The organism is Phyllobacterium sp. RCAM01083, assembly GCF_055685835.1.
Genome location: NZ_JBVFZN010000005.1, coordinates 2,699,530 through 2,720,288, shown reverse-complemented (window position 1 = coordinate 2,720,288; position 20,759 = coordinate 2,699,530). Strand labels below are relative to the sequence as shown.

The following is a 20,759-nucleotide window of genomic DNA, read 5'->3' as shown; positions in this document are numbered from 1 at the left end:
TTCAAGTCATTTGACTTGATGAACAATAATCTCCAGAAAACGCAAATCATTGTTGAAGACGGAATCCCCATGACCGCCACCACCACGCCCATCGTCGAAACCGAACGCCTCATTCTGCGCGCACACAGGCTGGAGGATTTTGAAGCGCTGCACAGCCTGTGGACGCAACCGGCGGTTTATGAATTCATTTCGGGCAAGCCGTCGACCCGCGAGGCTTCTTGGGGCCGATTGCTCAAATATGCTGGTCTCTGGGCCCTGAACGGCTATGGATTCTGGGCGGTCGAGGACAGGGCCACGGGCCGTTATGTCGGCGATATCGGCTTTGCCAATTTCCTGCGTGATATCGAACCACCCTTCGGCGATACGCCGGAGATGGGCTGGGTCCTCGCGCCGGAAATCCATGGCAAGGGCTATGCCAGCGAAGCGCTTGCGGCGGCTGCGGCATGGGGCGATAGTTTTTTCAAGCAGGACCGGGCCCTGTGCATCATTTCGCCGGAAAACACTGCTTCGCTCCGGGTAGCGGAAAAGACCGGCTTCGGCCGGATTGGCACGGCCGATTATACCGGCGAAACGGTCCTGCTGCTCGAGCGCAGGTTCAAACGCTGACCGGGCAATATTAGCCGGTCTGCGCTTACCACCCTTCACCCTTTTGCGATATGTGGTGGACGATCTGGCAGGGACTGGTAATCCAGAAATCCCGGTGACCCTCCGGCAGCGCCTCGATTGCGTCGCAGCGGACAACGCCGGCAGCGTTCAGGTGTGCCGCAGCCGCACCGGCATCGTCAGCGGCAATTTCCAGCCACAGTTCCGCCTGGCTCATGCCGGGCACCCGGTCGATCCACAGCTGGTTCGAACCGAAATGGAACCCGACATGGGGAGGGTGGTTGTCGAGGGGTTTCAGGCCGATCACATCGCGGTAGAAGGCGACGGTTGCCTCATACTGGTGTGGCGGGACTTTCATGGCGATGTTGTGGTTGCCTTCATAGCGCGGTTTCATGCGAGGTATCCTTCCGGGAATGTGGTGCGCCAGCGTTGACGCAGCAAAAATGTCATGCGGGCAGCGCCCTGTCATATTCAGCCTCGAGGTGTTCCAGCTTCGCCCAGAAATCGGCGGTTTCGACCCCGTTCAGCACATTGATCAGCACGCTCAGATGCGTGTGCCAGCCGCTGGCGACGCTGACCATGGCGCCATGATCGGCGAGACGGCTGTGGGTGAGGGTCAGCAGGGTGTCGTCGCCGGCCGCCTGCAGTTCAAAACTCACCTCCGATGCCGTGCCATTGCCCTCCTCCCATGTGAAGGACAGGTATGTCGGCGGCTCGCAGCGTATGACCTTCCCGATATTGCGGTGGCCTTCATATTTCCGGTACTTTTCCGGGGTGGGCGCGGTGGACAGTTCGGAATGGCGGAAGGTCAGTTCCACCGGTCCGCCGGTATGGCCCGCCATCGGCCCCCTGGCGAGCCATTTGCCGCGTTTTTCCGCGTCGGTGAGGTAGGCCCATACGCGCTCCACCGGGCCGGGAAGCAGCCGTTCGATGCGAACGGTGCGCGGGGCTGTTGCAATGCCAAGCTGGTCGTTTCCCTGATGCAGGCTCATCATTCTACTCCTTGGTATCCGGTTTGGATTTGGGTGCTTTGCGGGCCCCGTGTTTTGCCGTGTCGGCAAGCGCGCGGTCCTCCGCGCGCAGAATATCTTCCAGATCGTCGAGCCGTTCCTGCCAGAACTGCTCGTAGTAGCGCAGCCATTCCTGCGCTTCGGCCAGCCGGGCCGCCTGCAGGGCGCAGATGTGGGTCCGGCCCTGCACGTGCCGCCGCACCAGCCCGGCCGCTTCGAGCACCTTGATGTGCTTGGATGCGCCGGCGAGCGACATATTGAACGGCGTCGCCAGTTCGCTGACGGTGCGTTCGCTTGTCGACAGCCGGTGCAGCATGGCTCTCCGCGTCGGGTCGGAGAGGGCATGGAAAACGGCGTCGAGCGTGGGTGTGCTATATTCAACCATAAGGTTTAATATAGCCGCGTGATTTCAATTGTCAACCATTTGGTTGAATAAATGCGGGAGGCCGGTCAGGGCGACGAACGGCGGTCAGTCCGGTTGAAGGGTAAGCGGGCTCAGGCGGCTTTTTCGCGGACCTGATAATCCTTGATCGCGGCGAAGCGGATAGCCTTCCAGCGCTCTGCCTCATAGGACAGCGAGAAGGAATTCTGCGCCAGGAACACCGGATCATTGTCGAGATCGTGGGCGATATCGGCCCGGTGCGCGTTGATGAAGCGCTGCAGCTCCGCCGGGTCATCGGCCGAAATCCAGCGCGCAATGGTGAAGCGTGCGGGCTCGAAGCCGACGGGAAGCGTGTATTCGACTTTCAACCGCTCGGTCAGGACGTCGATCTGCAGGGCGCCGACCACGCCGACGATGGCGGGCGAACCGTCATCGGGCAGGAACAGCTGGACAACGCCTTCTTCCGCCATCTGCTGCAGCGCCTCGCGCAGTTTTTTCGCCTTCATCGCATCGTCGAGCCGCACGCGGCGCAGGATTTCTGGGGCAAAGTTCGGCACGCCGCGGAAGAGGATGTCTTCGCCTTCCGTCAGCGTGTCGCCGATGCGCAAGGTGCCATGGTTGGGAATGCCCACCACATCGCCGGCCCAGGCCTCGTCGGCGATCTGGCGGCTGCGGGCGAAGAAGAACTGCGGTGCCGACAGGCTCATCGGCTTGCCGGTGCGTACCAGCTTGGCTTTCATGCCGCGCGACAGTTTGCCGGAGCAGACGCGCAGGAAGGCGATGCGGTCTCGATGGTTCGGGTCCATGTTGGCCTGGATCTTGAAGACAAATCCGGTCATCTTGTCTTCGGTTGCCTCGACGCGGCGGATGTCGGCGTCCTGCGCGCGCGGGCTCGGTCCGAAATCGCAGAAGGCTTCGATCAGGTCGCGCACGCCGTAATTGCGCAGCGCCGAACCGAAATAGACCGGTGTCATATGGCCTTCGCGGAATGATTGCAGATCGAAGGGATTGCACGCATCGCGCGCCAGCGTCACCTCGTCGATCCACGCCTGGCGTTCGTTCTCGGGCAGCAGGCCGGAGGCCCCGGCTGCTTCCGGTCCGTTGACCGGTGTCGGCTTTTCCTCTTCATCGCGGCGCCGCACGGTATTGTCCTGCAGGTTGTAGGTACCGGAAAAGCTCTTGCCGCGGCCGATCGGCCAGGTGATCGGGGCGGTGTCGAGCGCCAGTTTCTGCTCGATTTCGTCGAGGATTTCGTAGGGGTCGCGGCTTTCCCGGTCCATCTTGTTGACGAAGGTGACGATCGGAATATCGCGCATGCGGCAGACTTCGAAGAGTTTCAGCGTCCGCGCCTCGATACCCTTGGCGGCGTCGATGACCATGACGGCGCTGTCGACGGCGGTGAGTGTGCGGTAGGTGTCGTCGGCGAAATCTTCGTGGCCGGGCGTATCCAGAAGGTTGAAGATGCAGTCCTTGTACTCGAAGGTCATCACCGAGGTGACGACCGAGATGCCGCGATCCCGTTCGATGTTCATCCAGTCGGAGCGGGTCTGGATGCGGTCCTTCTTGGCCTTAACCTCGCCGGCGAGCTGGATCGCTCCGCCGAACAGCAGCAGCTTTTCGGTCAGCGTGGTTTTACCGGCGTCCGGGTGCGCGATGATCGCAAAGGTACGGCGTTTCGAAACGGGATGGTCGGCAGAAGACATGAAGCGGCTCAAATTTCGTAATCGTAGGGTTGCGCGCCTTCTATCAGCCGGAGGCCCTGCCGTCGACTGTCAATTCTAAGGCGTCTTATACGAAGGTTGTATCGCGGCGTGATACATTTTGTTTGACCGGTGAATGCGTGGCGGTAGAATAGCGGCATTTGAGGCGATAATGATATGTTCATTCAAGGACAAATGGACGGAGGCGATTTTACACGGTTTACCTCCCATCCATCCCGGTGAAATTATACGGGAGGAGTTTCTCGAACCCTTGAAGATGAGCGCCGGTGCCTTGGCGAAAGCGCTGCACGTTCCGCGGACGCGTATCGAGCGTCTGGTTGCGGAGAATACGGCGGTCACTCCCGATACGGCGCTGCGGCTGGGAAAATATTTCAACACGTCCGCAGAGTTCTGGCTGAACATGCAGATGTCCTACGATCTCAAGATCGAAACCCGCGACAAGCAAACTGAAATCGACAGGATCGTCGCGCTCAAGCGCAAAGCCGACAAAGCGGCGTAGTCAAAATTTTGAAATTTACACTTTCTCCAGCACGGGACCGGACTTTTCCTGCGCCATGAACGGCTCGATGGCGATGCGTTTGCTGTTCTTGACGGTCACGAAACTGTTCGGCGGCACCGGCATCCAGTTTTCCGCTTCTCCGTCCAGCGGTTCCGAGACCACGCACAGGCCCGAGCTCGGTGAGAGCGTCGCCGTATAGAGCGTCGGGGCAAAGCGGTCGGTGGCGTAGCGCACCGCGTAGAGCTGCGTTCCGTCGGAAAATGCCGCCGTCAGCCGGATGAAGGGCGGCACGCCGGCGCGCTCCGCCTCGGCGGTGATGACATTGACTGTCTCCACCAGCGATTGTGCCGGGTCCTTGTCGAGGCCGTGCTGCAGCATCAGCAAGAAAATCAGCTCCGAATCCGTCGATCCCAGTTTCTGCACATAAAGCGCATCGTCGAGCTTGGCTTCCAATCCGCGCCGCAGCCGGTCGAAATGGCCGATCTGCCCGTTGTGCATGAAACTCCATTGGCCCGAGACGAACGGATGGCAATTGGTCCGGCTGGTTGAGCCGCCGGTGGAGGCGCGCACATGGGCGAGAAACAGGTGCGACCGGATTTGCCGCGACAGGCTTTTCAGGTTCTGGTCCGACCAGGCGGGCAGGATATCGCGGTAAAGGCCGGGTTCCGGCCGCTCGCCATACCAGGCAACACCGAAACCGTCGCCATTGGTGCGGGTCTTGGCCTCGTGCGCATCATGGCTCTGGGCGATCAGCGAATGGCAGGGCGAAGCAATGACATCTTCGAGATAAAGCTGAGGTCCGAGATAGGCTGCCCATCGACACATGATTCACCCGATTCACTCTTGATCCGACTGACAATAGCGCGTCGCGCGGCGCTTGGGAATCGTCAGGTTCAGCCACTGCTAGAAAGAGATTGTGTGTAAACAATGATCCGGACAAATCTTGTGAGTTGACCAATCCGGCGGACTGGTGAAAAAGGTGATCTCATGTCTCAATCATCCGATTCCGCACGTCACGTGCATCCCGCTCTCGGTCTTGTCCGGCTGCCGCATGGGCGGGACCTCGATTTGCCCGCCTATGAAACCCCCGGCTCGGCCGGAATGGACCTGCGCGCCGCAGTGCCCGAGGACCGGCCGCTGCTGCTTTTGCCCGGCCGCCGCGCCCTGGTGCCGACCGGCCTCGTCTTTGAAATCCCGCAAGGCTATGAAGCGCAGGTAAGGCCGCGTTCCGGCCTTGCCCTCAAGCATGGAATTACCTGCCTCAACACGCCGGGGACCATTGATTCCGACTACCGGGGTGAGGTAAAAGTAATCCTGATCAATCTTGGAGATGACGACTTCTACGTCGAGCGTGGCATGCGCATCGCGCAGGTCGTGCTGGCGCCGGTCGTGCAGCTCGAGGTTGAAGAACGGCAGCATGCCAGCGAAACGGCACGCGGTGCCGGAGGGTTCGGGTCAACGGGCACGTCGTAATCGCGGGAGGATAGCATGGACAAGGGCAAGGTTTTCCGTCAGCTGCATCAGGGACCGGAAATTCTGTTGATGCCCAATCCATGGGATCCCGGCACGACCCGGTTCCTCGCGTCGCTCGGCTTCAAGGCGCTGGCCACCAGCAGCGCCGGGTTTGCCTTTTCGCGCGCTCTGCCCGATGGCGGCGTCGCCTTCGATGTCATGATGCAGCATTGCCGCGATCTCGTGGCGGCAACGGATCTTCCCATTTCCGGCGATCTGGAAAAGGGCAAGGGTGACAGCGCCGACAGCGCCGGCGAGACCATCTTCGCCGCCGAAGCCGCCGGTCTTGCCGGCTGCTCCATCGAGGATTTCTCCGGCGATGCGGACAAGCCGATCTATGATTTCGACCAAGCGGTCGAGCGTGTCTACGCGGCGGCGGAAGCCGCGCGGGCGCTGAAGAGCGATTTCGTCTTCACGGCGCGTGCCGAGAATTTCCTGCATGGCCGTGCCGATCTCGATGACACGATCAAGCGGTTGCAGGCGTTCGAAAGGGCCGGTGCCGATGTGCTTTTTGCGCCCGGCATTTCGGATCTCGAGAGTATCCGCACCATCTGCGCTTCCGTGTCGAAGCCCGTCAATGTCCTCGCGCCGGCGTCATTGAGCGTCAGCGAACTCAAATCGATCGGCGTGCGCCGCGTTTCGCTCGGGCCGCGGCTGACCACCGCCGCCTTCACTGCCATTCGCGATGCGGCCCGCGAAGTGCTCGACAAGGGCACGTTCGAATTCTCAAAAACCGGCGTGACGTTCGGGGAGCTGCAAAAGCTCTACGCGCAGGACGCAGACAAGGAAGATTAAGCATGACTCGCCCCGATCTGGTGATTTTCGACTGTGACGGGGTCCTGGTCGATACCGAAGCCCTTGCCAATCAGCATCTGATCAAGATGCTCAATGCCGCGGGCTATCCCATCACCTTCGATGAGGCGCGCAAGAACCTCTGCGGTATGCCGATGCGCGCGGTGAAGGAGAAGGTCGAGGCGCAAGGCTATTCTCTTGGCGATGATTTTGTCGAGCGCTGGTATCAGGCCATTCCCGTCATTTTCGAAAATGGCGTTGAAGCCATCCCGCACATCGAAACGGTCATCGATGCGGTGAAGGAAGCGCAACTGTCCTACTGCGTGGCCTCCTCCGCCAATGTGGAAAAAATGCACCTGACGCTGGGGAAAACCGGGCTGATCGGCCATTTCCACGATGTGCTGTACAGTGCATCCATGGTGGCCCGCGGCAAGCCGTTCCCCGATCTCTTCCTGCATGCGGCACGGCAGATGGGGATCGAGCCGTCCCGCTCGGTGGTGATCGAGGACAGCGTGGCGGGAACAACGGCGGGAACGGCGGCCGGCATGCGGGTGTTTTCCTATTGCGGCGATGCGCATGCCGACCATGAAGGTCTCGTGGCGGCGGGTGGTATCCTGTTTGACGATATGCGCAAGCTGCCCACGCTTCTGGGCATCGCCTGATGGCCGCGCCGCTCAGCGTCGTCGACATGCACACGGGCGGCGAGCCCCTGCGCATCATCACCGGCGGCTATCCTGTCCTGCCGAAGGGCACGATCCTGGAGAAGCGCGCCTATGTCCGGGACAATCTCGACCATCTCCGCAAAATCCTGATGTTCGAGCCGCGCGGCCATTTCGACATGTATGGCGCGCTGCTGGTCGAACCGAACCTGCCCGGTGCCGATCTTGCCGTGCTGTTCATGCACAATGAGGGCTATTCGACGATGTGCGGCCACGCCATCATCGCGCTTGGCCGCTATGCCATCGATTATGGCCTTGTAGAGAAGGTCGAGCCGGTTACCACGGTCCGCATCGAATGCCCCTGCGGCATGGTGGTGGCCTCCGTCGAGGTGAAGGACGGCAAGTCTGCCAGCGTCTCCTTCGAAAGCGTCCCGGCCTTTCTGTTTGCCGGGGACCGGACCATCCATCTGCCGCCCTATGGCGACGTGACGTTCGACGTGGCCTATGGCGGCGCCTATTACGCGCTCGCCCATTGCAGCCAGTTCGGCCTTGAATTCGGCCGCGATCCCGCGCGCAAATTCATCGAGGCGGCAACATTGCTCACCGAAGCGGTGAAGGACGCCGTGCCGCTGGCGCACCCGGATCACAGCGACCTTGCCTTCCTCTATGGTTCCATCCTCACCGACGGTCTCGACGGCTGGTCGGAAGCGCCGACAAGGAATGTCTGCATTTTCGCCGATGCCCAGCTCGACCGCTCGCCGACCGGGTCGGGCGTGACCGCGCGGCTGGCTGCCATGCACGCCAAGGGCCAGATTCATGCCACCGAAGCGCGGATTTTCGAGAGCATTGTCGGCTCGCGTTTTGCCGGGGCTGTCGCCTCGCTCACCAGGGCGGGAACCTTCGACGCCATCACGGCGCGTGTCTCCGGCCACGCCTATTACAGCGGCAAGGCGGAGTTCATCGTTGAAGACGATGATCCGCTCGGACGGGGGTTTCTGGTTCTCTAGGTCGCACAGCCTCAAAAAATGACGAATGCAGCAATCATCCAAACCCGATTGCCAGTGCGGAAAATCGGCGTATTCTCCCGCCGCACAGACCTCACGCAGAGATTGATCATGACACTTGCCGGTTTCATCGCCTATTCGGGCGCCCTTGCCATTGCCGCCGCCATTCCCGGGCCCGGTCTCACCGCCCTCATCGCGCGGGCGCTCGGCTCCGGTTTCCGCTCGGCTCTGTTCATGTCGCTCGGCCTTGTCCTCGGCGATCTGACCTATCTGACGGCCGTGGTGCTCGGCCTTTCCATGGTGGCGCAGACGTTCGGAACACTGTTTCTGCTGATCAAATGGGCGGGTGTGGCCTATCTCGCCTATCTCGCCTGGAGTTTCTGGACCGCGGGAATTTCCGCCGAAAAGATTGAAGCCAAGCGCGGCAGCGGCGGGGCCCTCGCCAGCGTGCTTTCCGGGCTTGCGGTTACCCTCGGCAATCCGAAGACCATGATCTTCTATATCGCCCTGACGCCGACGCTGATCGACCTGCACGCCATCACCCCGACCGATTATGCCCTGCTCGCCTGCGTAACGGTTGTGACGCTGCTTGTCGTGCTGGTGCCCTATCTCGCGCTTGCATCCAAGGCACGCTGGTTCCTGCAATCGCCGCGCGCGCTGAAACGGCTGAACCGCACCGCCGCCGCATTCATGGCGGGCGCTGCACTCGCTATCGCCGGGCGGGCATCCTGACCATAGAATTTTATTCTAAGGCTCTAGGTATATTGGCATGAAATTCCCGTGATCGGGTTGTTTATGCATAGGCTCGACTATGAATTTTCAAGCTCGCGCCATAAGATGGCTGTCACAGCAATTGAGGGAGCATTTCCATGAGCACGAGTGATGCGCGCAAACCCGGCCGCGGCCGTATCTACAATTCCATTGTCGATACCATCGGCGATACGCCGATTATCCGTCTTGATAAGCTGGCAAAGGATCAGGGTGTCGAAGCCAATCTGTTGGCCAAGCTCGAATTCTTCAATCCGATTGCCAGTGTCAAGGATCGCATTGGCGTCGCGCTGATCGAATCGCTGGAAGCACAGGGCAAGGCAACGCCGGGCAAGACGACATTCGTCGAGCCGACCTCCGGCAATACCGGTATTGCGCTGGCGTTTGCCGCCGCCGCAAAGGGCTACCGTCTCATCCTCACCATGCCGGAAACCATGTCGGTCGAGCGCCGCAAGATGCTCAAGCTGCTCGGTGCCGAACTGGTTCTGACCGAGGGCGCCAAGGGTATGAAGGGCGCCATCGCCAAGGCCAATGAACTGGTGGAAACCACGCCCGATGCGGTCATTCCCGGCCAGTTCGACAATCCGGCCAACCCCGAGATTCACCGCAGGACCACCGCCGAGGAAATCTGGAACGATACGGACGGCAAGGTCGATATCTTTGTGTCCGGCATCGGCACCGGCGGCACCATCACCGGTGTCGGCCAGGTCCTGAAGCAGCGCAAGCCGGACGTGCGCATCGTTGCGGTCGAGCCGAAGGATTCGCCGGTTCTATCAGGCGGCAATCCCGGCCCGCACAAGATTCAGGGCATCGGTGCCGGTTTCGCGCCGCAGGTGCTCGACACGCACATCTATGACGAGGTCATTCAGGTTTCCAATGAGGATGCCTTCACCTATGCCCGCCTGGTGGCCAAGCTCGAAGGCGTGCCGGTCGGCATTTCCTCCGGCGCCGCGCTCACGGCGGCTATCGAGCTCGGCAAGCGTCCGGAAAACAAGGGCAAGAATATCGTCGTGATCATTCCGTCCTTTGCTGAACGGTATTTGTCGACGGCACTCTTCGACGGTCTCGACGCCTGATAGAACCGATACTGTTCTGCAATCAGCCCCGCCGCGCGCCAAATGCCTGGCGGGGCTGATTGTTTTGCGGCCGCGATAGTTCGGCCGTGATCGAAGCATCGGGTCATCCGGCTGCTCTAAAACAGGCCAGTCCACACGAAGGAGCGGCCGTCATGAGCATCACCTGCATTATCAAATATGAAATCGACCCCTACCAGAAGGATGCATTCGAGCACTATGCACGCACCTGGAACGAGGCGATCCCGCGCTGCGGCGCCGACCTGATCGGCTATTTCGCCCCGCATGAGGGGTCGGCCACATTGGCCTACGGGATTTACACCATCGAGGATCTGGCGGCCTATGAGGCGTACCGCGCAAAATTGATGGCCGATCCGCTGGGCCGCGCCAATTACGAATTTTCGCGCGAACGGAAATTCATCCGCCGCGAGGACCGCACGTTCCTGCGCCGGGTTACTGGAAACAATGGGGAATTGATCCGATGATTGCTGTGATTTTCGAAGTGGAGCCGAGGGAAGGCCACGAGAAAGATTATTTCGAGCGGGCGGCGAATTTGCGCCCGCTTCTGGAAAAGATGGACGGCTTCATTTCCGTCGAACGGTTCCGCAGTCTTGCCAACGAGAACCGTTATCTCTCCCTGTCGTTCTGGCGCGACGAGGCCTCAGTTGCGGCTTGGCGCCAGACCGAGGAACATCGCGCTGCCCAGAGCGCTGGCCGCGCCGAAATCTTTGCCGATTACCGGCTGCGGATTGCGGCTGTTCTGCGTGACTATGGCTTGCGAGCCCGTGATGAGGCTCCGTCTGACGCGCGTGTTTACCATCATGCCTGACCGTGGTTGCGCTGTGCACAGGCGGGGCCGGGGCCGCGCATGTAATGGCGTTCCGGCCGGTAGGACGGTGCAATGAATTCACGGACGACGCGAAGCGTATCGCGCAGTTGAACGAGCATGGTCATATCTTCATTTCCTGAATCTCGCTCGCCCGAAAAAATCGGTTAGCGATCATTTAGCTAAAATTTAACCGATAAATATGAACGCTTGCTGAATACCGATGGTTAAGGCCCGGTGAATTCATGGAAAATTAGCTTTAACACCTGAGGCAGGCCGTAATTTCCCGGTTGAAAAGCCAAAAAGAAACCCGGTGTTAACCACCGGGTTTTGTCAATTCTGATTCGTTTATAAGACCCGCCTGCATGCGCCGGTCGTTATGCATTGCCGATGAGAATGCCTGTGGCCAGGACAAGACTGCCGCCCAGCACCACCTGTATCGCCGCGCGGAAGAACGGCGTTTCCATATATTTGTGCTGGATATAGGCAATCGCCCAAAGCTCGACGAAAACCACCAGTGCGGCGATCGTCGTGGCCGTCCAGAAGTCCGGGATCAGGTAGGGCAGGGCATGGCCCAGGCCACCGATCGCCGTCATCAGGCCGTTGGCGAGGCCGCGCTTCAGCGGCGATCCGCGCCCGGACAGCTTGCCGTCATCATGGGCGGCTTCGGTGAAGCCCATCGAGATGCCGGCGCCGAGCGAGGCGGAGAGGCCGACCAGAAATGTCTGCCAGGTGTCCTGGGTTGCGAAGGCTGCCGCGAAAATCGGCGCAAGCGTCGAGACGGAGCCATCCATCAGCCCCGCCAGCCCCGGCTGGACATAGGTGAGCAGGAACTGGCGTTTTTCCGTCAGCTTCTCGTCCTGTTGCACCGCATCGGGCGTGTGCTGTTCGCCCAGCCGGTGCGCCAGCGATTCGTGGGTTTTCTCGGCAATGGCAAGATCCCCGAGCAGCTTGCGCGTCGAGGCATCGCTGACCAGCTTCACTGCTTCCGTATAGAAGCGGTAGGCCTGCTCCTCCATTTTCTCCGCCATCTCGCGCACCTTGTCGATGCCAAGCGGCCGCACCAGCCAGTCCGGCTTGCGCTCGAGATAGCCGCGCACATGTTCGCGCCGGATCAGCGGAATGCGGTCGCCGAAGCGCTCGCGGTGCATGTCGATGAGCGCCTGCCGGTGCAGGTTTTCCTCCTCCGCCATATCCTCGAAGACTTTGGCGCTCTGCGGGAAATCGTCCCGCAGCCCGTCGGCATAGGCAAGGTAGATCCGCGCATCGTCTTCTTCCGATGAAATGGCGAGCGCGAGGAGCTGCTGTTCCGACAATTCGTTGAGTTCGTGGCGGCGGGGACCGAAGAAGCGGCTGAGCATGACACTGTCCTAATTTAGAATAATTCTAAACTATAGAAAGTAGACGCGCTTTTCAAGAGGGCGCCCGGGACAATGATGACAATGATTTGGATGCCGAAACGCCGCGCCGGTGCTATGAATGGCCAGACCCGCCCATTCAGCAGCCGAGGACATGATGAACACGTTCGCCATTGCCAATACCGATATCGTCGATGCCGCCATCCGGCTCAAAGGCCAGCTTGTCGCCACCCGGCTGATCGAGTCGGAAGCGCTCAATGCCAAATATGGCGCACGCATCCTGTTCAAGCCGGAATGCCTGCAGCGGACCGGTTCGTTCAAGTTCCGCGGCGCCTACAACCGCATCAGCCAGATGACGGCGGACGAGCGCAAGCGCGGCATCGTCGCCTTTTCCTCCGGCAATCATGCGCAGGGCGTGGCAAGCTCCGCCCAGCTTTTCGGCATCAAGGCTGTCATCATCATGCCATCCGATGCACCGCAGTTGAAAATTGCCAATACGAGATCCTATGGCGCTGACGTCGTGCTCTATGACCGCTACAAGCAGAGCCGGGAGGAGATCGCGGCTGAGTATATCAACGGGCGCGGCATGATCCTGGTGCCACCCTATGACGATCCCGCGATCATGGCCGGGCAGGGCACGATCGGCATCGAGCTGATCGACGAGGCGGAGGAACGCGGCATTGTCTTCGACGACCTGTTCGTGCCGAGTGGCGGCGGCGGGCTGATCAGCGGCATTTCCGTTGCCGTCAAGGCACGGTCCCCGCACACCCGCATCTGGGGTGTCGAGCCCGATCATTTCGACGATCTGCGCCGGTCGCTGGCGGCTGGCAGGCAGGTTGCCAACGAGCCCGGCTACCGCTCGATCTGCGATGCGATCCTGACCCAGCAGCCGGGTGACCTGACCTTCCCGATCAACAAGCAGAACCTGGCGGGCGGCGTCGCGGTTTCCGATAAAGCGGTTGCTGCCGCCATGCGCGATGCGGCGACCTATCTCAAGGTGATTGTCGAGCCCGGCGGCTGCGTCGGCCTTGCCGGCGTGGCGGCGCGGGCGGACGAGCTGCAAGGCAAGACGGTTGCCGTGGTCCTGTCAGGCGGCAATGTGGACCTGGATATCTATGGCGGGCTGATCGCCGCGGCATAAGGGCAAAGGCCCGATTTGCATGGCAATTGTGCGTGTCGAACCACGCACGCGACAGCATGTCTACTTCTCACGCAGTCCGTTCGGGTGACATATGTCCGCAGCGAAAGGACGCCGTCATGGATCCGTTCATTCTGTCGAGAATACAATTCGCTGCGAATATCTCGTTCCATATCCTGTTCCCGACGATCACCATCGCGCTCGGCTGGGTGCTGTTGTATTTCAAGCTGCGCTATCGCCGGTCCAGCGACGAAGGCTGGATGAAGGCCTACCATTTCTGGGTCAAGGTTTTCGCCCTGTCCTTCGCTTTCGGCATCGTGTCCGGCGTGACCATGAGCTTCCAGTTCGGCACCAACTGGCCGGGCTATATGCAAACGGTCGGCAATATCGCCGGACCGCTGCTGGCCTATGAAATTCTCACCGCCTTCTTTCTCGAAGCCGCCTTTCTCGGCATCATGCTGTTCGGATTCCGCCGCGTGTCCAACCGCATCCATACGCTGGCCACCCTGCTTGTCGCCTTCGGCACGACGGTGTCGGCGTTCTGGATCATTGCGCTGAATTCCTGGATGCAGACCCCCGATGGCTTCGAGATGCGCGGCGGCAAGGCCTTTGCCACCGATTGGGCCGCCATCATCTTCAACCCGTCCATGCCGTACCGGCTTGTGCACATGCTGCTGGCATCGGGGCTCACCGTATCCTTTCTGATCTCAGGCCTGTCCGCCCTGCGCTGGCTGCTGGGCGACCGCAGCGATGCCATGGGTAAAGCCCTGCGCACCGGCGTTTATCTCGCCGCGGTGCTCATCCCGGTGCAGATCGTCGCGGGCGAACAGCACGGGCTGAACACGCTGGCGCATCAGCCGCAGAAGATCGCGGCGATCGAAGCCAACTGGCAAACCCGCTCCCATGTGCCGCTGCTGCTGTTTGCCTTGCCTGACGAGACGACACGCGAAAATCGTGTCGAGGTCGCGGTGCCGGATGGTGCCAGCCTGATCCTGCGGCACGACGCTGCCGGCGCCGTGCCCGGCCTCGACCAGTTCGCGGGTAATCACCCGCCGGTTCTGCCGCTGTTTTTCGCCGTCCGCATCATGGTCGGCACCGGCATCCTGATGCTGCTGGTGTCGTGGACAGCCGCCTGGATGCTGTGGCGGCGCGGCACGCTCACGCGGCCGCTCGCGCTCGTGCTGGTGCCGATGGCGCTGTCCGGCTGGGTGGCAACGCTGGCCGGCTGGTACACGGCGGAGATCGGCCGCCAGCCCTGGCTGGTCAACGGCGTGCTCAAAGCGGCGGACGCACTCGGGCCGGTGCCCGCCGGTGCGGTCGCCGCATCGCTTGCGGCTTATCTCATCGTCTACGCGGTGCTGCTGCTGGCCTATGTCGGCGTGATCCTGCGGCTGACGGTCAAGGCTGCCCGCGAGGGTGACCGGCAGCCGGAACCGGGTGTCGAAGACCAGCCGCTGGGCCAGCCGGTGCGGGGGAGTTGACGATGCATTCTTTCACAACTCACCCCCCTCTGTCCTGCCGGACATCTCCCCCACAAGGGGGGAGATCACATCGACATCAACGCTTTTGCTTACTTTGCAATGTCTCAGAACTATTCGAAACAGCTGTGATAGCTGATCTCCCCCCTTGTGGGGGAGATGTCCGGCAGGACAGAGGGGGGTGTTCTGAAGCCATAGCCAAAATCAGACGCGGCATCATTCATGACCTTTGATCCCGCCATCATCCTTCCCTTGATTTTTGCCGGGCTGATGGGCCTGTCGATCCTGGTCTACGCCATCCTCGATGGTTTTGATCTCGGCGTCGGCATTCTTTTCGCCGCAACGGACGATGCGGAGCGCGACACCATGGTCGCGGCCATCGGCCCGTTCTGGGACGCCAATGAAACCTGGCTGGTCCTCGCCATCGGCCTGCTGCTGGTGGCCTTTCCCGCGGCGCATGGCATCGTGCTGCCGGCGCTGTATGTTCCCGTCACCGTCATGCTGATCAGCCTGATCCTGCGCGGTGTCGCCTTCGATTTTCGCGCCAAGGTTGACCTGCATGTGAAGCCGCGCTGGAATTTTGCCTTCGCCGTCGGCTCGATCACCGCTTCCCTGGCGCAGGGCTACATGCTCGGCGTCTATGTGCTGGGGCTTGACCAGTCAGCGGCCTGCATCCTGTTCGGCCTGCTGGTCGGTCTTTGCCTCACCGCGTCTTACGCCGCCATCGGCGCCGCATGGATCATCCACAAGACCGAGGGCGCCTTGCAGCACAAGGCCGTCCTCCTGATGCGCCGGTCGCTGGTTTTCGCCGCGCTCGGCATGGTTGCGGTTTCGCTGGCGACGCCCTTGGCCAGTCCGCGCATTTTCGCCAAATGGTTTGTGCTGCCGCAGATGATCCTGCTCGCGCCGCTGCCGCTGGTCACTGCTGCGCTCTTTGCCGCACTCTGGGCCGTGCTTGCCAGGCTGCCAGCCGCCAATGACCGCTATTCGGCGCTGCCATTCATGCTGATGGCGGGTATTTTCACCCTCGGCTTTGCCGGGCTCGCCTATTCCTTCTATCCCTATGTGGTGCCGGACCGGCTGACGATTTTCGCCGCCGCCAGCGCGCCGGAAAGCCTAGGCATCATCCTCGTCGGCGTCATCGTCGTGCTGCCCGCCATCGTCGGCTATTCCATCTTCGCCTACCGGGTGTTCGGCGGCAAGGCGCACGACCTGCGCTAGGACTGACGCGAAAAGGTCAGCCGGTCGCGCTCGCGCTGGCTTCCCGCCAGGTAGAACTTGTCGAACCACGCGGTGCTTTCGCCCGAGATCGCCTTGGGTTTCTTCAGGGTGATCTGTTTCGGCAGCGCGGCGATTTCCACCTGCATGCGGTTGCGGAAGTTCAGATGGTCGAACATGCGCAGCGCCTCGATGGCAAAGGCCGTCGCCACCCGCTGATCCTCGATGATGACGAGATGATCGCCATTGCCGGTTTCCCCCGAAGGCGAAAAATTGCTCGATCCGGTGAACACCTTGGCCGTCGGCTTGTCGAAATCCACCACCGCGAACTTGTGGTGGATATTGATGCCGCTGCCGCCGGACCATTCGCTCTTGAACGGCTCCGGCGCGTTCTTGGCCAGATAGGCGAAATCGACAAGGCCGTTCTCGCCGCTCGGCTTCTGGATTTCCATCCCGCTCTTCTTGTCGACGACGCCATAGCTGAACAGCGGCTTCTTGATCAGACGGTCCAGCGCCTCGCGCACCGGGCCGGATTTGGTCTGGTTCATGAAGGCGAAGGAATAGAACACAGAGGATGTCGCCTGGTCGATGGCGCCGCCCACCGGCCGCAGCGACAGCTCCGATGTCTTGTGCGGCGAAAAACAGACGTGCACCGCCGGGCGGCCCTCGCGTTTCGCCGAATGCCAGACTTTCGAAAACGGATCTTTCTGGAAATTGGCCATGTCGGTGAAGGCCAGCGTGAACATCTGCGCGAACAGGCCCGCCACCGCCTCGTCATCGAAGATGAACAGGTTGTTGGCCTGGATGTAGAAGCCGCGGAACGAAAAGTTCATCGAGCCGCCCAGCACCCGCACCGGCACGCCGTTGCGTTTGGCGATCAGCACCTTGTTGTGCTGCAGCCCGCGAAAATGCCCGCGTTTGACACGGTCCGCTCCGGCGCTGGCAACAAGCCGCGCCGCCGCCTGGGTTTCCGCACTGTCCGGCGCGCCATGCCCGCTTTTTAGTCCGCCGGTCTTCTTGTCCGCCACGCCGGAATCGTCGATGATCACCCGCAGGCGGCTGCCGAGCTTTTCCAGCTGCGCCAGAAAGTCCGGCTCATTCAGGTCGTAGGCCAGCGCGTCGACCTCGATGGTGGGGTCCTTCACCGCCCAGTCGAGGAAGCCGAACAGCAGCCGGTGCGCCTCGAACCCCAGCCAGTCATAGATACCCGTCTTGGCGATTTCGGCTTTCCTGGCCGCAAAGGCGAGACCCTCATCCGCATTGGCGGGGATGATGTCATTGGTCAGGTGCAGCCGCTTCTTCTTGTCCTCGAAAGCCTGCGACGAGGCAAAGTTGCGGGTAAAACCGATATCGAGAAAGCCGTCATAGGTGACGCTGTCATAGCGGATCGGCAGCTCGATCATGGTGCCGCGCACCAGCTTGCCGTCCTGCGGCATGTGCATCTTGGTGATGCGGTAGGTGTAGATGCCGTCCTGCGGCTCATAGGGAAAATGCACCCAGCGGAACATCTGCAGCGGCGCTTCGGTGGTGGGGAACTTGACCCCGCCGGTCACCGCCTTCTTGGCCGGTTCGCCATAGTCGAAGGCGATGCGGTTGCGCAGGTTGAGGAATGTGTCGCCCTTCGGCTCTTTGTACTCCACCGCGAAACCGACAAAATCATCCTCCGGCGCATCCACGTCGAAGCCCAGCAGGCACATATACTCGCCCCGCCAGAGCTTGACCCGGAAACCATCCGTCTCCTTGAAATTGAAGAATTCGTCCATCATCACATCCCCGGTGTGTGGCGCAGGGGCAAAATATAGCACAGACGATGCAATCTTGTGACGGTCCGGGCGGGCGGATTGCATTTCCCGCTTTGCGTTTTGCCTGTTCACTGCTAAATCGCGCGCATGAGCACTCCACTTGACCACATCCGTAATTTTTCCATCGTCGCCCATATCGACCATGGCAAATCCACCCTTGCCGACCGCCTGATCCAGCAGACAGGCGGGCTCGAGCTGCGCGACATGAAGGAACAGGTGCTCGACTCGATGGATATCGAGCGCGAGCGCGGCATCACCATCAAGGCGCAGACCGTCCGGCTGAACTACAAGGCCAACAACGGCGAGACCTATGTTCTCAACCTGATCGACACGCCCGGCCATGTCGATTTTGCCTATGAGGTGTCGCGGTCCCTGTCGGCCTGCGAAGGTTCGCTGCTCGTCGTCGACGCCTCGCAGGGCGTCGAAGCGCAGACCCTCGCCAATGTCTATCAGGCCATCGACAACAACCACGAGATCGTCGTGGTGCTGAACAAGGTCGATCTGCCGGCCGCCGAACCCGAGCGCATCCGCGAACAGGTCGAGGAAGTCATCGGCATCGATGCCAGCCAGGCCGTGCTGATTTCCGCCAAGACCGGTCTCGGCATTCCCGATGTTCTGGAAGCCATCGTCAACCAGCTGCCGCCGCCGCGCGAAGGCGACCGCACCAAGCCGCTGAAGGCCATGCTGGTCGACAGCTGGTACGACAGCTATCTCGGCGTTATCGTTCTCGTGCGCATCATCGACGGCGTTTTGAAAAAGGGCCAGACCATCCGTATGATGGGCACCGGCGCCAAATATCCGGTCGAGCGCACCGGCGTGTTCACGCCGAAGATGCTGGCCGTGGACGAGCTTGGACCGGGCGAATTCGGCTTCATCACCGCCTCGATCAAGGAAGTGGCCGACACCCGCGTCGGCGATACCATCACCGAGGACAAGCGCCCGACCGATTCCATCCTGCCCGGTTTCAAGCCGGCGCAGCCAGTGGTCTTCTGCGGCCTCTTCCCGGTCGATGCCGCCGATTTCGAGGATCTGCGCGCCGCCATGGGCCGCCTGCGCCTCAACGACGCCTCGTTCTCCTTCGAGATGGAAAGCTCCGCCGCGCTGGGTTTCGGTTTCCGCTGCGGCTTCCTCGGGCTTCTGCATCTCGAAATCATCCAGGAGCGGCTGGAGCGCGAGTTCAACCTCGATCTCATCGCCACCGCCCCGAGCGTCGTCTACAAGCTCAACATGACCGACGGCACGCAGAAGGAGTTGCACAACCCCGCTGACATGCCCGAGGTGATGAAGATCGCCACCATCGAGGAACCGTGGATCCGCGCGACGATCCTCACCCCCGATGATTATCTCGGCTCCATCCTGAAGCTCTGCCAGGACCGCCGCGGCATCCAGATCGATCTCAACTATGTCGGCAAGCGCGCCATGGTCACCTATGACCTGCCGCTCAACGAAGTCGTGTTCGATTTCTACGACCGGCTGAAGTCGATCAGCCAGGGCTATGCCTCCTTCGACTATCACCTCTCGGATTACCGCGAGGGCAATCTGGTCAAGATGTCGGTGCTGGTCAACGGCGAGCCGGTCGATGCGCTGTCGATGATGGTGCACCGCGCCGCCGCGGAAAAGCGCGGCCGCGACCTCTGCGAAAAGCTGAAGGACCTCATCCCCAAGCACATGTTCAAGATCCCGATCCAGGCGGCCATCGGCGGCACGGTGATCGCGCGCGAAACCATCTCGGCCCTGCGCAAGGACGTGACGGCAAAATGCTATGGCGGCGACGTCTCGCGCAAGCGCAAGCTTCTGGAAAAGCAGAAGGAAGGCAAGAAGCGCATGCGGCAGTTCGGCAAGGTCGAAATCCCGCAGGAAGCCTTCATCCAGGCGCTGAAGATGAGCGATAACTGAGGCTTGATGCAAGCCGGTTTTCCCCGCGCCCTGGTGCGGATGCTCGCCCTTGCTGGCATTCTGGCCTGTGCGGCCGCCTGCACCACGGTGCGGCCGCACGTGCCGTCGGCGCCTGTCCTGCAGGCGGACAGGCCGGAACCGCTGCCGCCCGAGATCAAGCCGCTGACAGTCGAACAGGCCGAACAGGTCGGGCGCTGACCGCCTGATTATGTGCGCGGCTTGGCGGTGTTCAGCGCGACGGCGGCGCGGATGAGCGCCTTGAAGGCCTCCTCGTCGATGACATCGCCCTCGTGCAGGTCGATGGCGCGCCGGGCATTGCCCTCAAGGCTGGAGTTGAACAGCTTTGCCGGATCGGCGAGTGCCGCGCCCTTGAGAAAGGTCAGCTTCACCGCGCTCTTGTAGGTTTCGCCGGTGCAGATGATGCCGGCATGCTCCCAGACCGGCACCCCGCGCCACTTCACCTCTTCCACCACCTCGGGATCAGCCTGTCTGATGAGCGCCCGCACATGCGCCAGCATCGGGCCGCGCCAGTCGCTGAGTTCTTTGATCCGCGCATCGATCAGCGCTGAGGGGTTTTCGGTCTTGGTTGCTGCCGTCTTGTCCATCGTCTTGGCGTTTCCCTTTATGTCGACATACCACCCATGCGCATATTGCACTGCACAATCCGGGCGTGTGGATTTATCCTTGGGGTAACACTACATCGACACGGGTTACACACCAATGAGCTTCATCTTCGATTTCACCGCGCGCGGACGCCGCCGCAAGGACCAGGATTTCCGCAACGCCATGGCTCTCCTCAACGCCATGAGCCCGGCCGACCGCGCCGATATCGGCATCAAGCAGGCGGATTTCACCCGCATCGCCCGGGAAATGTCCCGCCGCTGATTTTGTTTTGCGGCGGTCGCAGTTGCAATAAGCGTGGTTCTTGGTGCGTGGTTCGACAAGCTCACCATGAGGGAAGTGGGTGGACTGCAAAGCTAATCTTAGACGCTGCAGAATATAGCTCCCTGCAATCCTCAC

25 protein-coding genes are annotated in these 20,759 nt (G+C 61.2%); 16 read left to right on the top strand and 9 right to left on the bottom strand.

Annotated features, from left to right (window positions below; translation table 11 throughout):
- Nucleotides 1-69 precede the first annotated feature (69 nt).
- Nucleotides 70-606 carry a GNAT family N-acetyltransferase gene (locus ACZ25R_RS20170; protein WP_472462007.1) on the top strand — a complete coding sequence of 179 codons (537 nt, stop codon included), beginning with the start codon at nucleotides 70-72 and terminating at the stop codon, nucleotides 604-606.
- 25 nt (nucleotides 607-631) lie between these two features.
- Here ACZ25R_RS20170 and ACZ25R_RS20165 read toward each other — a convergent pair whose 3' ends face one another.
- From ACZ25R_RS20165 to ACZ25R_RS20150, 4 genes are all read right to left on the bottom strand, one after another.
- Nucleotides 632-997 (bottom strand): hypothetical protein, encoded by a 366-nt coding sequence (locus ACZ25R_RS20165; protein WP_472462006.1) that lies wholly within the window; start codon nucleotides 995-997, stop codon nucleotides 632-634.
- 52 nt (nucleotides 998-1,049) lie between these two features.
- Nucleotides 1,050-1,595 carry an SRPBCC family protein gene (locus ACZ25R_RS20160; protein ID WP_472462005.1) on the bottom strand — a complete coding sequence of 182 codons (546 nt, stop codon included), beginning with the start codon at nucleotides 1,593-1,595 and terminating at the stop codon, nucleotides 1,050-1,052.
- A gap of 4 nt (nucleotides 1,596-1,599) precedes the next feature.
- Nucleotides 1,600-1,998 carry an ArsR/SmtB family transcription factor gene (locus ACZ25R_RS20155; protein WP_403169118.1) on the bottom strand — a complete coding sequence of 133 codons (399 nt, stop codon included), beginning with the start codon at nucleotides 1,996-1,998 and terminating at the stop codon, nucleotides 1,600-1,602.
- A gap of 110 nt (nucleotides 1,999-2,108) precedes the next feature.
- Nucleotides 2,109-3,698 (bottom strand): peptide chain release factor 3, encoded by a 1,590-nt coding sequence (locus ACZ25R_RS20150; protein WP_472462004.1) that lies wholly within the window; start codon nucleotides 3,696-3,698, stop codon nucleotides 2,109-2,111.
- Nucleotides 3,699-3,867: 169 nt separating this feature from the next.
- On the opposite strand from ACZ25R_RS20150, the gene ACZ25R_RS20145 reads away from it, so the two are divergent.
- Nucleotides 3,868-4,215, top strand: a complete 348-nt coding sequence (locus tag ACZ25R_RS20145) for a HigA family addiction module antitoxin (RefSeq protein ID WP_472462003.1) — start codon at nucleotides 3,868-3,870, stop codon at nucleotides 4,213-4,215.
- Nucleotides 4,216-4,230: 15 nt separating this feature from the next.
- Here the strand turns inward: ACZ25R_RS20145 and ACZ25R_RS20140 are convergent, their stop codons facing one another.
- On the bottom strand, nucleotides 4,231-5,040 hold the full coding sequence (locus ACZ25R_RS20140) for a class II glutamine amidotransferase (protein WP_464662234.1): 810 nt from the start codon (nucleotides 5,038-5,040) through the stop codon (nucleotides 4,231-4,233).
- A gap of 162 nt (nucleotides 5,041-5,202) precedes the next feature.
- On the opposite strand from ACZ25R_RS20140, the gene dut reads away from it, so the two are divergent.
- The 8 genes from dut (at nucleotide 5,203) to ACZ25R_RS20100 (ending at nucleotide 10,852) form a co-directional block, all read left to right on the top strand.
- On the top strand, nucleotides 5,203-5,688 hold the full coding sequence (gene dut / locus ACZ25R_RS20135; protein ID WP_223612312.1) for a dUTP diphosphatase: 486 nt from the start codon (nucleotides 5,203-5,205) through the stop codon (nucleotides 5,686-5,688).
- Nucleotides 5,689-5,703: 15 nt separating this feature from the next.
- Nucleotides 5,704-6,522, top strand: coding sequence for an isocitrate lyase/PEP mutase family protein (locus tag ACZ25R_RS20130; RefSeq protein ID WP_472462002.1), 819 nt, complete (start codon nucleotides 5,704-5,706; stop codon nucleotides 6,520-6,522).
- Nucleotides 6,523-6,524: 2 nt separating this feature from the next.
- Complete coding sequence (locus ACZ25R_RS20125) at nucleotides 6,525-7,181, top strand: HAD family hydrolase (protein WP_472462001.1); 657 nt, start codon at nucleotides 6,525-6,527, stop codon at nucleotides 7,179-7,181.
- A complete protein-coding gene (locus ACZ25R_RS20120; RefSeq protein ID WP_464662239.1) occupies nucleotides 7,181-8,185 on the top strand; it encodes a proline racemase family protein in 1,005 nt (334 codons plus the stop codon). The genes ACZ25R_RS20125 and ACZ25R_RS20120 overlap by 1 nt, the downstream gene beginning before the upstream one ends.
- Nucleotides 8,186-8,293: 108 nt before the next feature.
- Nucleotides 8,294-8,914, top strand: coding sequence for a LysE family translocator (locus ACZ25R_RS20115; RefSeq protein WP_223612308.1), 621 nt, complete (start codon nucleotides 8,294-8,296; stop codon nucleotides 8,912-8,914).
- Nucleotides 8,915-9,051: 137 nt separating this feature from the next.
- Complete coding sequence (gene cysK / locus ACZ25R_RS20110) at nucleotides 9,052-10,026, top strand: cysteine synthase A (protein ID WP_346308396.1); 975 nt, start codon at nucleotides 9,052-9,054, stop codon at nucleotides 10,024-10,026.
- 152 nt (nucleotides 10,027-10,178) lie between these two features.
- A complete protein-coding gene (locus tag ACZ25R_RS20105; RefSeq protein WP_472462000.1) occupies nucleotides 10,179-10,508 on the top strand; it encodes an NIPSNAP family protein in 330 nt (109 codons plus the stop codon).
- Entirely contained in the window at nucleotides 10,505-10,852 is a 348-nt protein-coding gene (locus tag ACZ25R_RS20100) for an antibiotic biosynthesis monooxygenase family protein (protein WP_472461999.1), read from the top strand. The genes ACZ25R_RS20105 and ACZ25R_RS20100 overlap by 4 nt, the downstream gene beginning before the upstream one ends.
- Here ACZ25R_RS20100 and ACZ25R_RS20095 read toward each other — a convergent pair.
- Complete coding sequence (locus tag ACZ25R_RS20095) at nucleotides 10,843-10,977, bottom strand: hypothetical protein (protein ID WP_264319104.1); 135 nt, start codon at nucleotides 10,975-10,977, stop codon at nucleotides 10,843-10,845. The genes ACZ25R_RS20100 and ACZ25R_RS20095 overlap by 10 nt on opposite strands.
- Nucleotides 10,978-11,226: 249 nt before the next feature.
- Nucleotides 11,227-12,210 carry an iron exporter MbfA gene (gene mbfA, locus ACZ25R_RS20090; RefSeq protein ID WP_105733908.1) on the bottom strand — a complete coding sequence of 328 codons (984 nt, stop codon included), beginning with the start codon at nucleotides 12,208-12,210 and terminating at the stop codon, nucleotides 11,227-11,229.
- Nucleotides 12,211-12,364: 154 nt separating this feature from the next.
- On the opposite strand from mbfA, the gene ACZ25R_RS20085 reads away from it, so the two are divergent.
- The 3 genes from ACZ25R_RS20085 (at nucleotide 12,365) to ACZ25R_RS20075 (ending at nucleotide 16,044) form a co-directional block, all read left to right on the top strand.
- Nucleotides 12,365-13,348: a threonine ammonia-lyase gene (locus tag ACZ25R_RS20085; RefSeq protein ID WP_472462526.1), complete on the top strand. Its 984-nt coding sequence runs from the start codon at nucleotides 12,365-12,367 to the stop codon at nucleotides 13,346-13,348.
- 116 nt (nucleotides 13,349-13,464) lie between these two features.
- A complete protein-coding gene (locus tag ACZ25R_RS20080; RefSeq protein ID WP_472461998.1) occupies nucleotides 13,465-14,826 on the top strand; it encodes a cytochrome ubiquinol oxidase subunit I in 1,362 nt (453 codons plus the stop codon).
- Nucleotides 14,827-15,045: 219 nt separating this feature from the next.
- Nucleotides 15,046-16,044, top strand: coding sequence for a cytochrome d ubiquinol oxidase subunit II (locus tag ACZ25R_RS20075; RefSeq protein WP_472461997.1), 999 nt, complete (start codon nucleotides 15,046-15,048; stop codon nucleotides 16,042-16,044).
- On the opposite strand, the gene ACZ25R_RS20070 is transcribed toward ACZ25R_RS20075, so the two are convergent.
- Complete coding sequence (locus tag ACZ25R_RS20070) at nucleotides 16,041-17,804, bottom strand: phospholipase D-like domain-containing protein (RefSeq protein ID WP_472461996.1); 1,764 nt, start codon at nucleotides 17,802-17,804, stop codon at nucleotides 16,041-16,043. The genes ACZ25R_RS20075 and ACZ25R_RS20070 overlap by 4 nt on opposite strands.
- 126 nt (nucleotides 17,805-17,930) lie before the next feature.
- Between ACZ25R_RS20070 and lepA the strand changes: the two genes are divergently transcribed.
- Together lepA and ACZ25R_RS20060 are read left to right on the top strand one after the other, a co-directional pair.
- Entirely contained in the window at nucleotides 17,931-19,739 is a 1,809-nt protein-coding gene (gene lepA / locus ACZ25R_RS20065) for a translation elongation factor 4 (RefSeq protein WP_223612298.1), read from the top strand.
- 6 nt (nucleotides 19,740-19,745) lie between these two features.
- Complete coding sequence (locus ACZ25R_RS20060; RefSeq protein WP_472461995.1) at nucleotides 19,746-19,937, top strand: hypothetical protein; 192 nt, start codon at nucleotides 19,746-19,748, stop codon at nucleotides 19,935-19,937.
- Nucleotides 19,938-19,945: 8 nt separating this feature from the next.
- Here ACZ25R_RS20060 and ACZ25R_RS20055 read toward each other — a convergent pair whose 3' ends face one another.
- Nucleotides 19,946-20,344, bottom strand: a complete 399-nt coding sequence (locus ACZ25R_RS20055; RefSeq protein WP_472461994.1) for a DUF1801 domain-containing protein — start codon at nucleotides 20,342-20,344, stop codon at nucleotides 19,946-19,948.
- A 115-nt stretch (nucleotides 20,345-20,459) separates the two neighbouring features.
- On the opposite strand from ACZ25R_RS20055, the gene ACZ25R_RS20050 reads away from it, so the two are divergent.
- On the top strand, nucleotides 20,460-20,624 hold the full coding sequence (locus tag ACZ25R_RS20050; protein ID WP_223612295.1) for a hypothetical protein: 165 nt from the start codon (nucleotides 20,460-20,462) through the stop codon (nucleotides 20,622-20,624).
- Nucleotides 20,625-20,759 lie beyond the last annotated feature (135 nt).

Bases quoted from the DNA above. Each gene is read 5' to 3' on its own strand.
- ACZ25R_RS20170 (WP_472462007.1), top strand. From the start codon at position 70: ATGACCGCCACCACCACGCCCATCGTCGAAACCGAACGCCTCATTCTG.
- ACZ25R_RS20115 (WP_223612308.1), top strand. From the start codon at position 8,294: ATGACACTTGCCGGTTTCATCGCCTATTCGGGCGCCCTTGCCATTGCC.
- ACZ25R_RS20105 (WP_472462000.1), top strand. From the start codon at position 10,179: ATGAGCATCACCTGCATTATCAAATATGAAATCGACCCCTACCAGAAG.
- ACZ25R_RS20120 (WP_464662239.1), top strand. From the start codon at position 7,181: ATGGCCGCGCCGCTCAGCGTCGTCGACATGCACACGGGCGGCGAGCCC.
- ACZ25R_RS20075 (WP_472461997.1), top strand. From the start codon at position 15,046: ATGACCTTTGATCCCGCCATCATCCTTCCCTTGATTTTTGCCGGGCTG.
- dut (WP_223612312.1), top strand. From the start codon at position 5,203: ATGTCTCAATCATCCGATTCCGCACGTCACGTGCATCCCGCTCTCGGT.
- ACZ25R_RS20085 (WP_472462526.1), top strand. From the start codon at position 12,365: ATGAACACGTTCGCCATTGCCAATACCGATATCGTCGATGCCGCCATC.
- ACZ25R_RS20130 (WP_472462002.1), top strand. From the start codon at position 5,704: ATGGACAAGGGCAAGGTTTTCCGTCAGCTGCATCAGGGACCGGAAATT.
- ACZ25R_RS20165 (WP_472462006.1), bottom strand. From the start codon at position 997: ATGAAACCGCGCTATGAAGGCAACCACAACATCGCCATGAAAGTCCCG.
- ACZ25R_RS20060 (WP_472461995.1), top strand. From the start codon at position 19,746: ATGCAAGCCGGTTTTCCCCGCGCCCTGGTGCGGATGCTCGCCCTTGCT.
- ACZ25R_RS20050 (WP_223612295.1), top strand. From the start codon at position 20,460: ATGAGCTTCATCTTCGATTTCACCGCGCGCGGACGCCGCCGCAAGGAC.
- ACZ25R_RS20095 (WP_264319104.1), bottom strand. From the start codon at position 10,977: ATGACCATGCTCGTTCAACTGCGCGATACGCTTCGCGTCGTCCGTGAA.
- cysK (WP_346308396.1), top strand. From the start codon at position 9,052: ATGAGCACGAGTGATGCGCGCAAACCCGGCCGCGGCCGTATCTACAAT.
- ACZ25R_RS20140 (WP_464662234.1), bottom strand. From the start codon at position 5,040: ATGTGTCGATGGGCAGCCTATCTCGGACCTCAGCTTTATCTCGAAGAT.
- ACZ25R_RS20055 (WP_472461994.1), bottom strand. From the start codon at position 20,344: ATGGACAAGACGGCAGCAACCAAGACCGAAAACCCCTCAGCGCTGATC.
- ACZ25R_RS20070 (WP_472461996.1), bottom strand. From the start codon at position 17,804: ATGGACGAATTCTTCAATTTCAAGGAGACGGATGGTTTCCGGGTCAAG.
- mbfA (WP_105733908.1), bottom strand. From the start codon at position 12,210: ATGCTCAGCCGCTTCTTCGGTCCCCGCCGCCACGAACTCAACGAATTG.
- ACZ25R_RS20150 (WP_472462004.1), bottom strand. From the start codon at position 3,698: ATGTCTTCTGCCGACCATCCCGTTTCGAAACGCCGTACCTTTGCGATC.
- ACZ25R_RS20155 (WP_403169118.1), bottom strand. From the start codon at position 1,998: ATGGTTGAATATAGCACACCCACGCTCGACGCCGTTTTCCATGCCCTC.
- ACZ25R_RS20145 (WP_472462003.1), top strand. From the start codon at position 3,868: ATGATATGTTCATTCAAGGACAAATGGACGGAGGCGATTTTACACGGT.
- ACZ25R_RS20125 (WP_472462001.1), top strand. From the start codon at position 6,525: ATGACTCGCCCCGATCTGGTGATTTTCGACTGTGACGGGGTCCTGGTC.
- lepA (WP_223612298.1), top strand. From the start codon at position 17,931: ATGAGCACTCCACTTGACCACATCCGTAATTTTTCCATCGTCGCCCAT.
- ACZ25R_RS20080 (WP_472461998.1), top strand. From the start codon at position 13,465: ATGGATCCGTTCATTCTGTCGAGAATACAATTCGCTGCGAATATCTCG.
- ACZ25R_RS20160 (WP_472462005.1), bottom strand. From the start codon at position 1,595: ATGAGCCTGCATCAGGGAAACGACCAGCTTGGCATTGCAACAGCCCCG.
- ACZ25R_RS20100 (WP_472461999.1), top strand. From the start codon at position 10,505: ATGATTGCTGTGATTTTCGAAGTGGAGCCGAGGGAAGGCCACGAGAAA.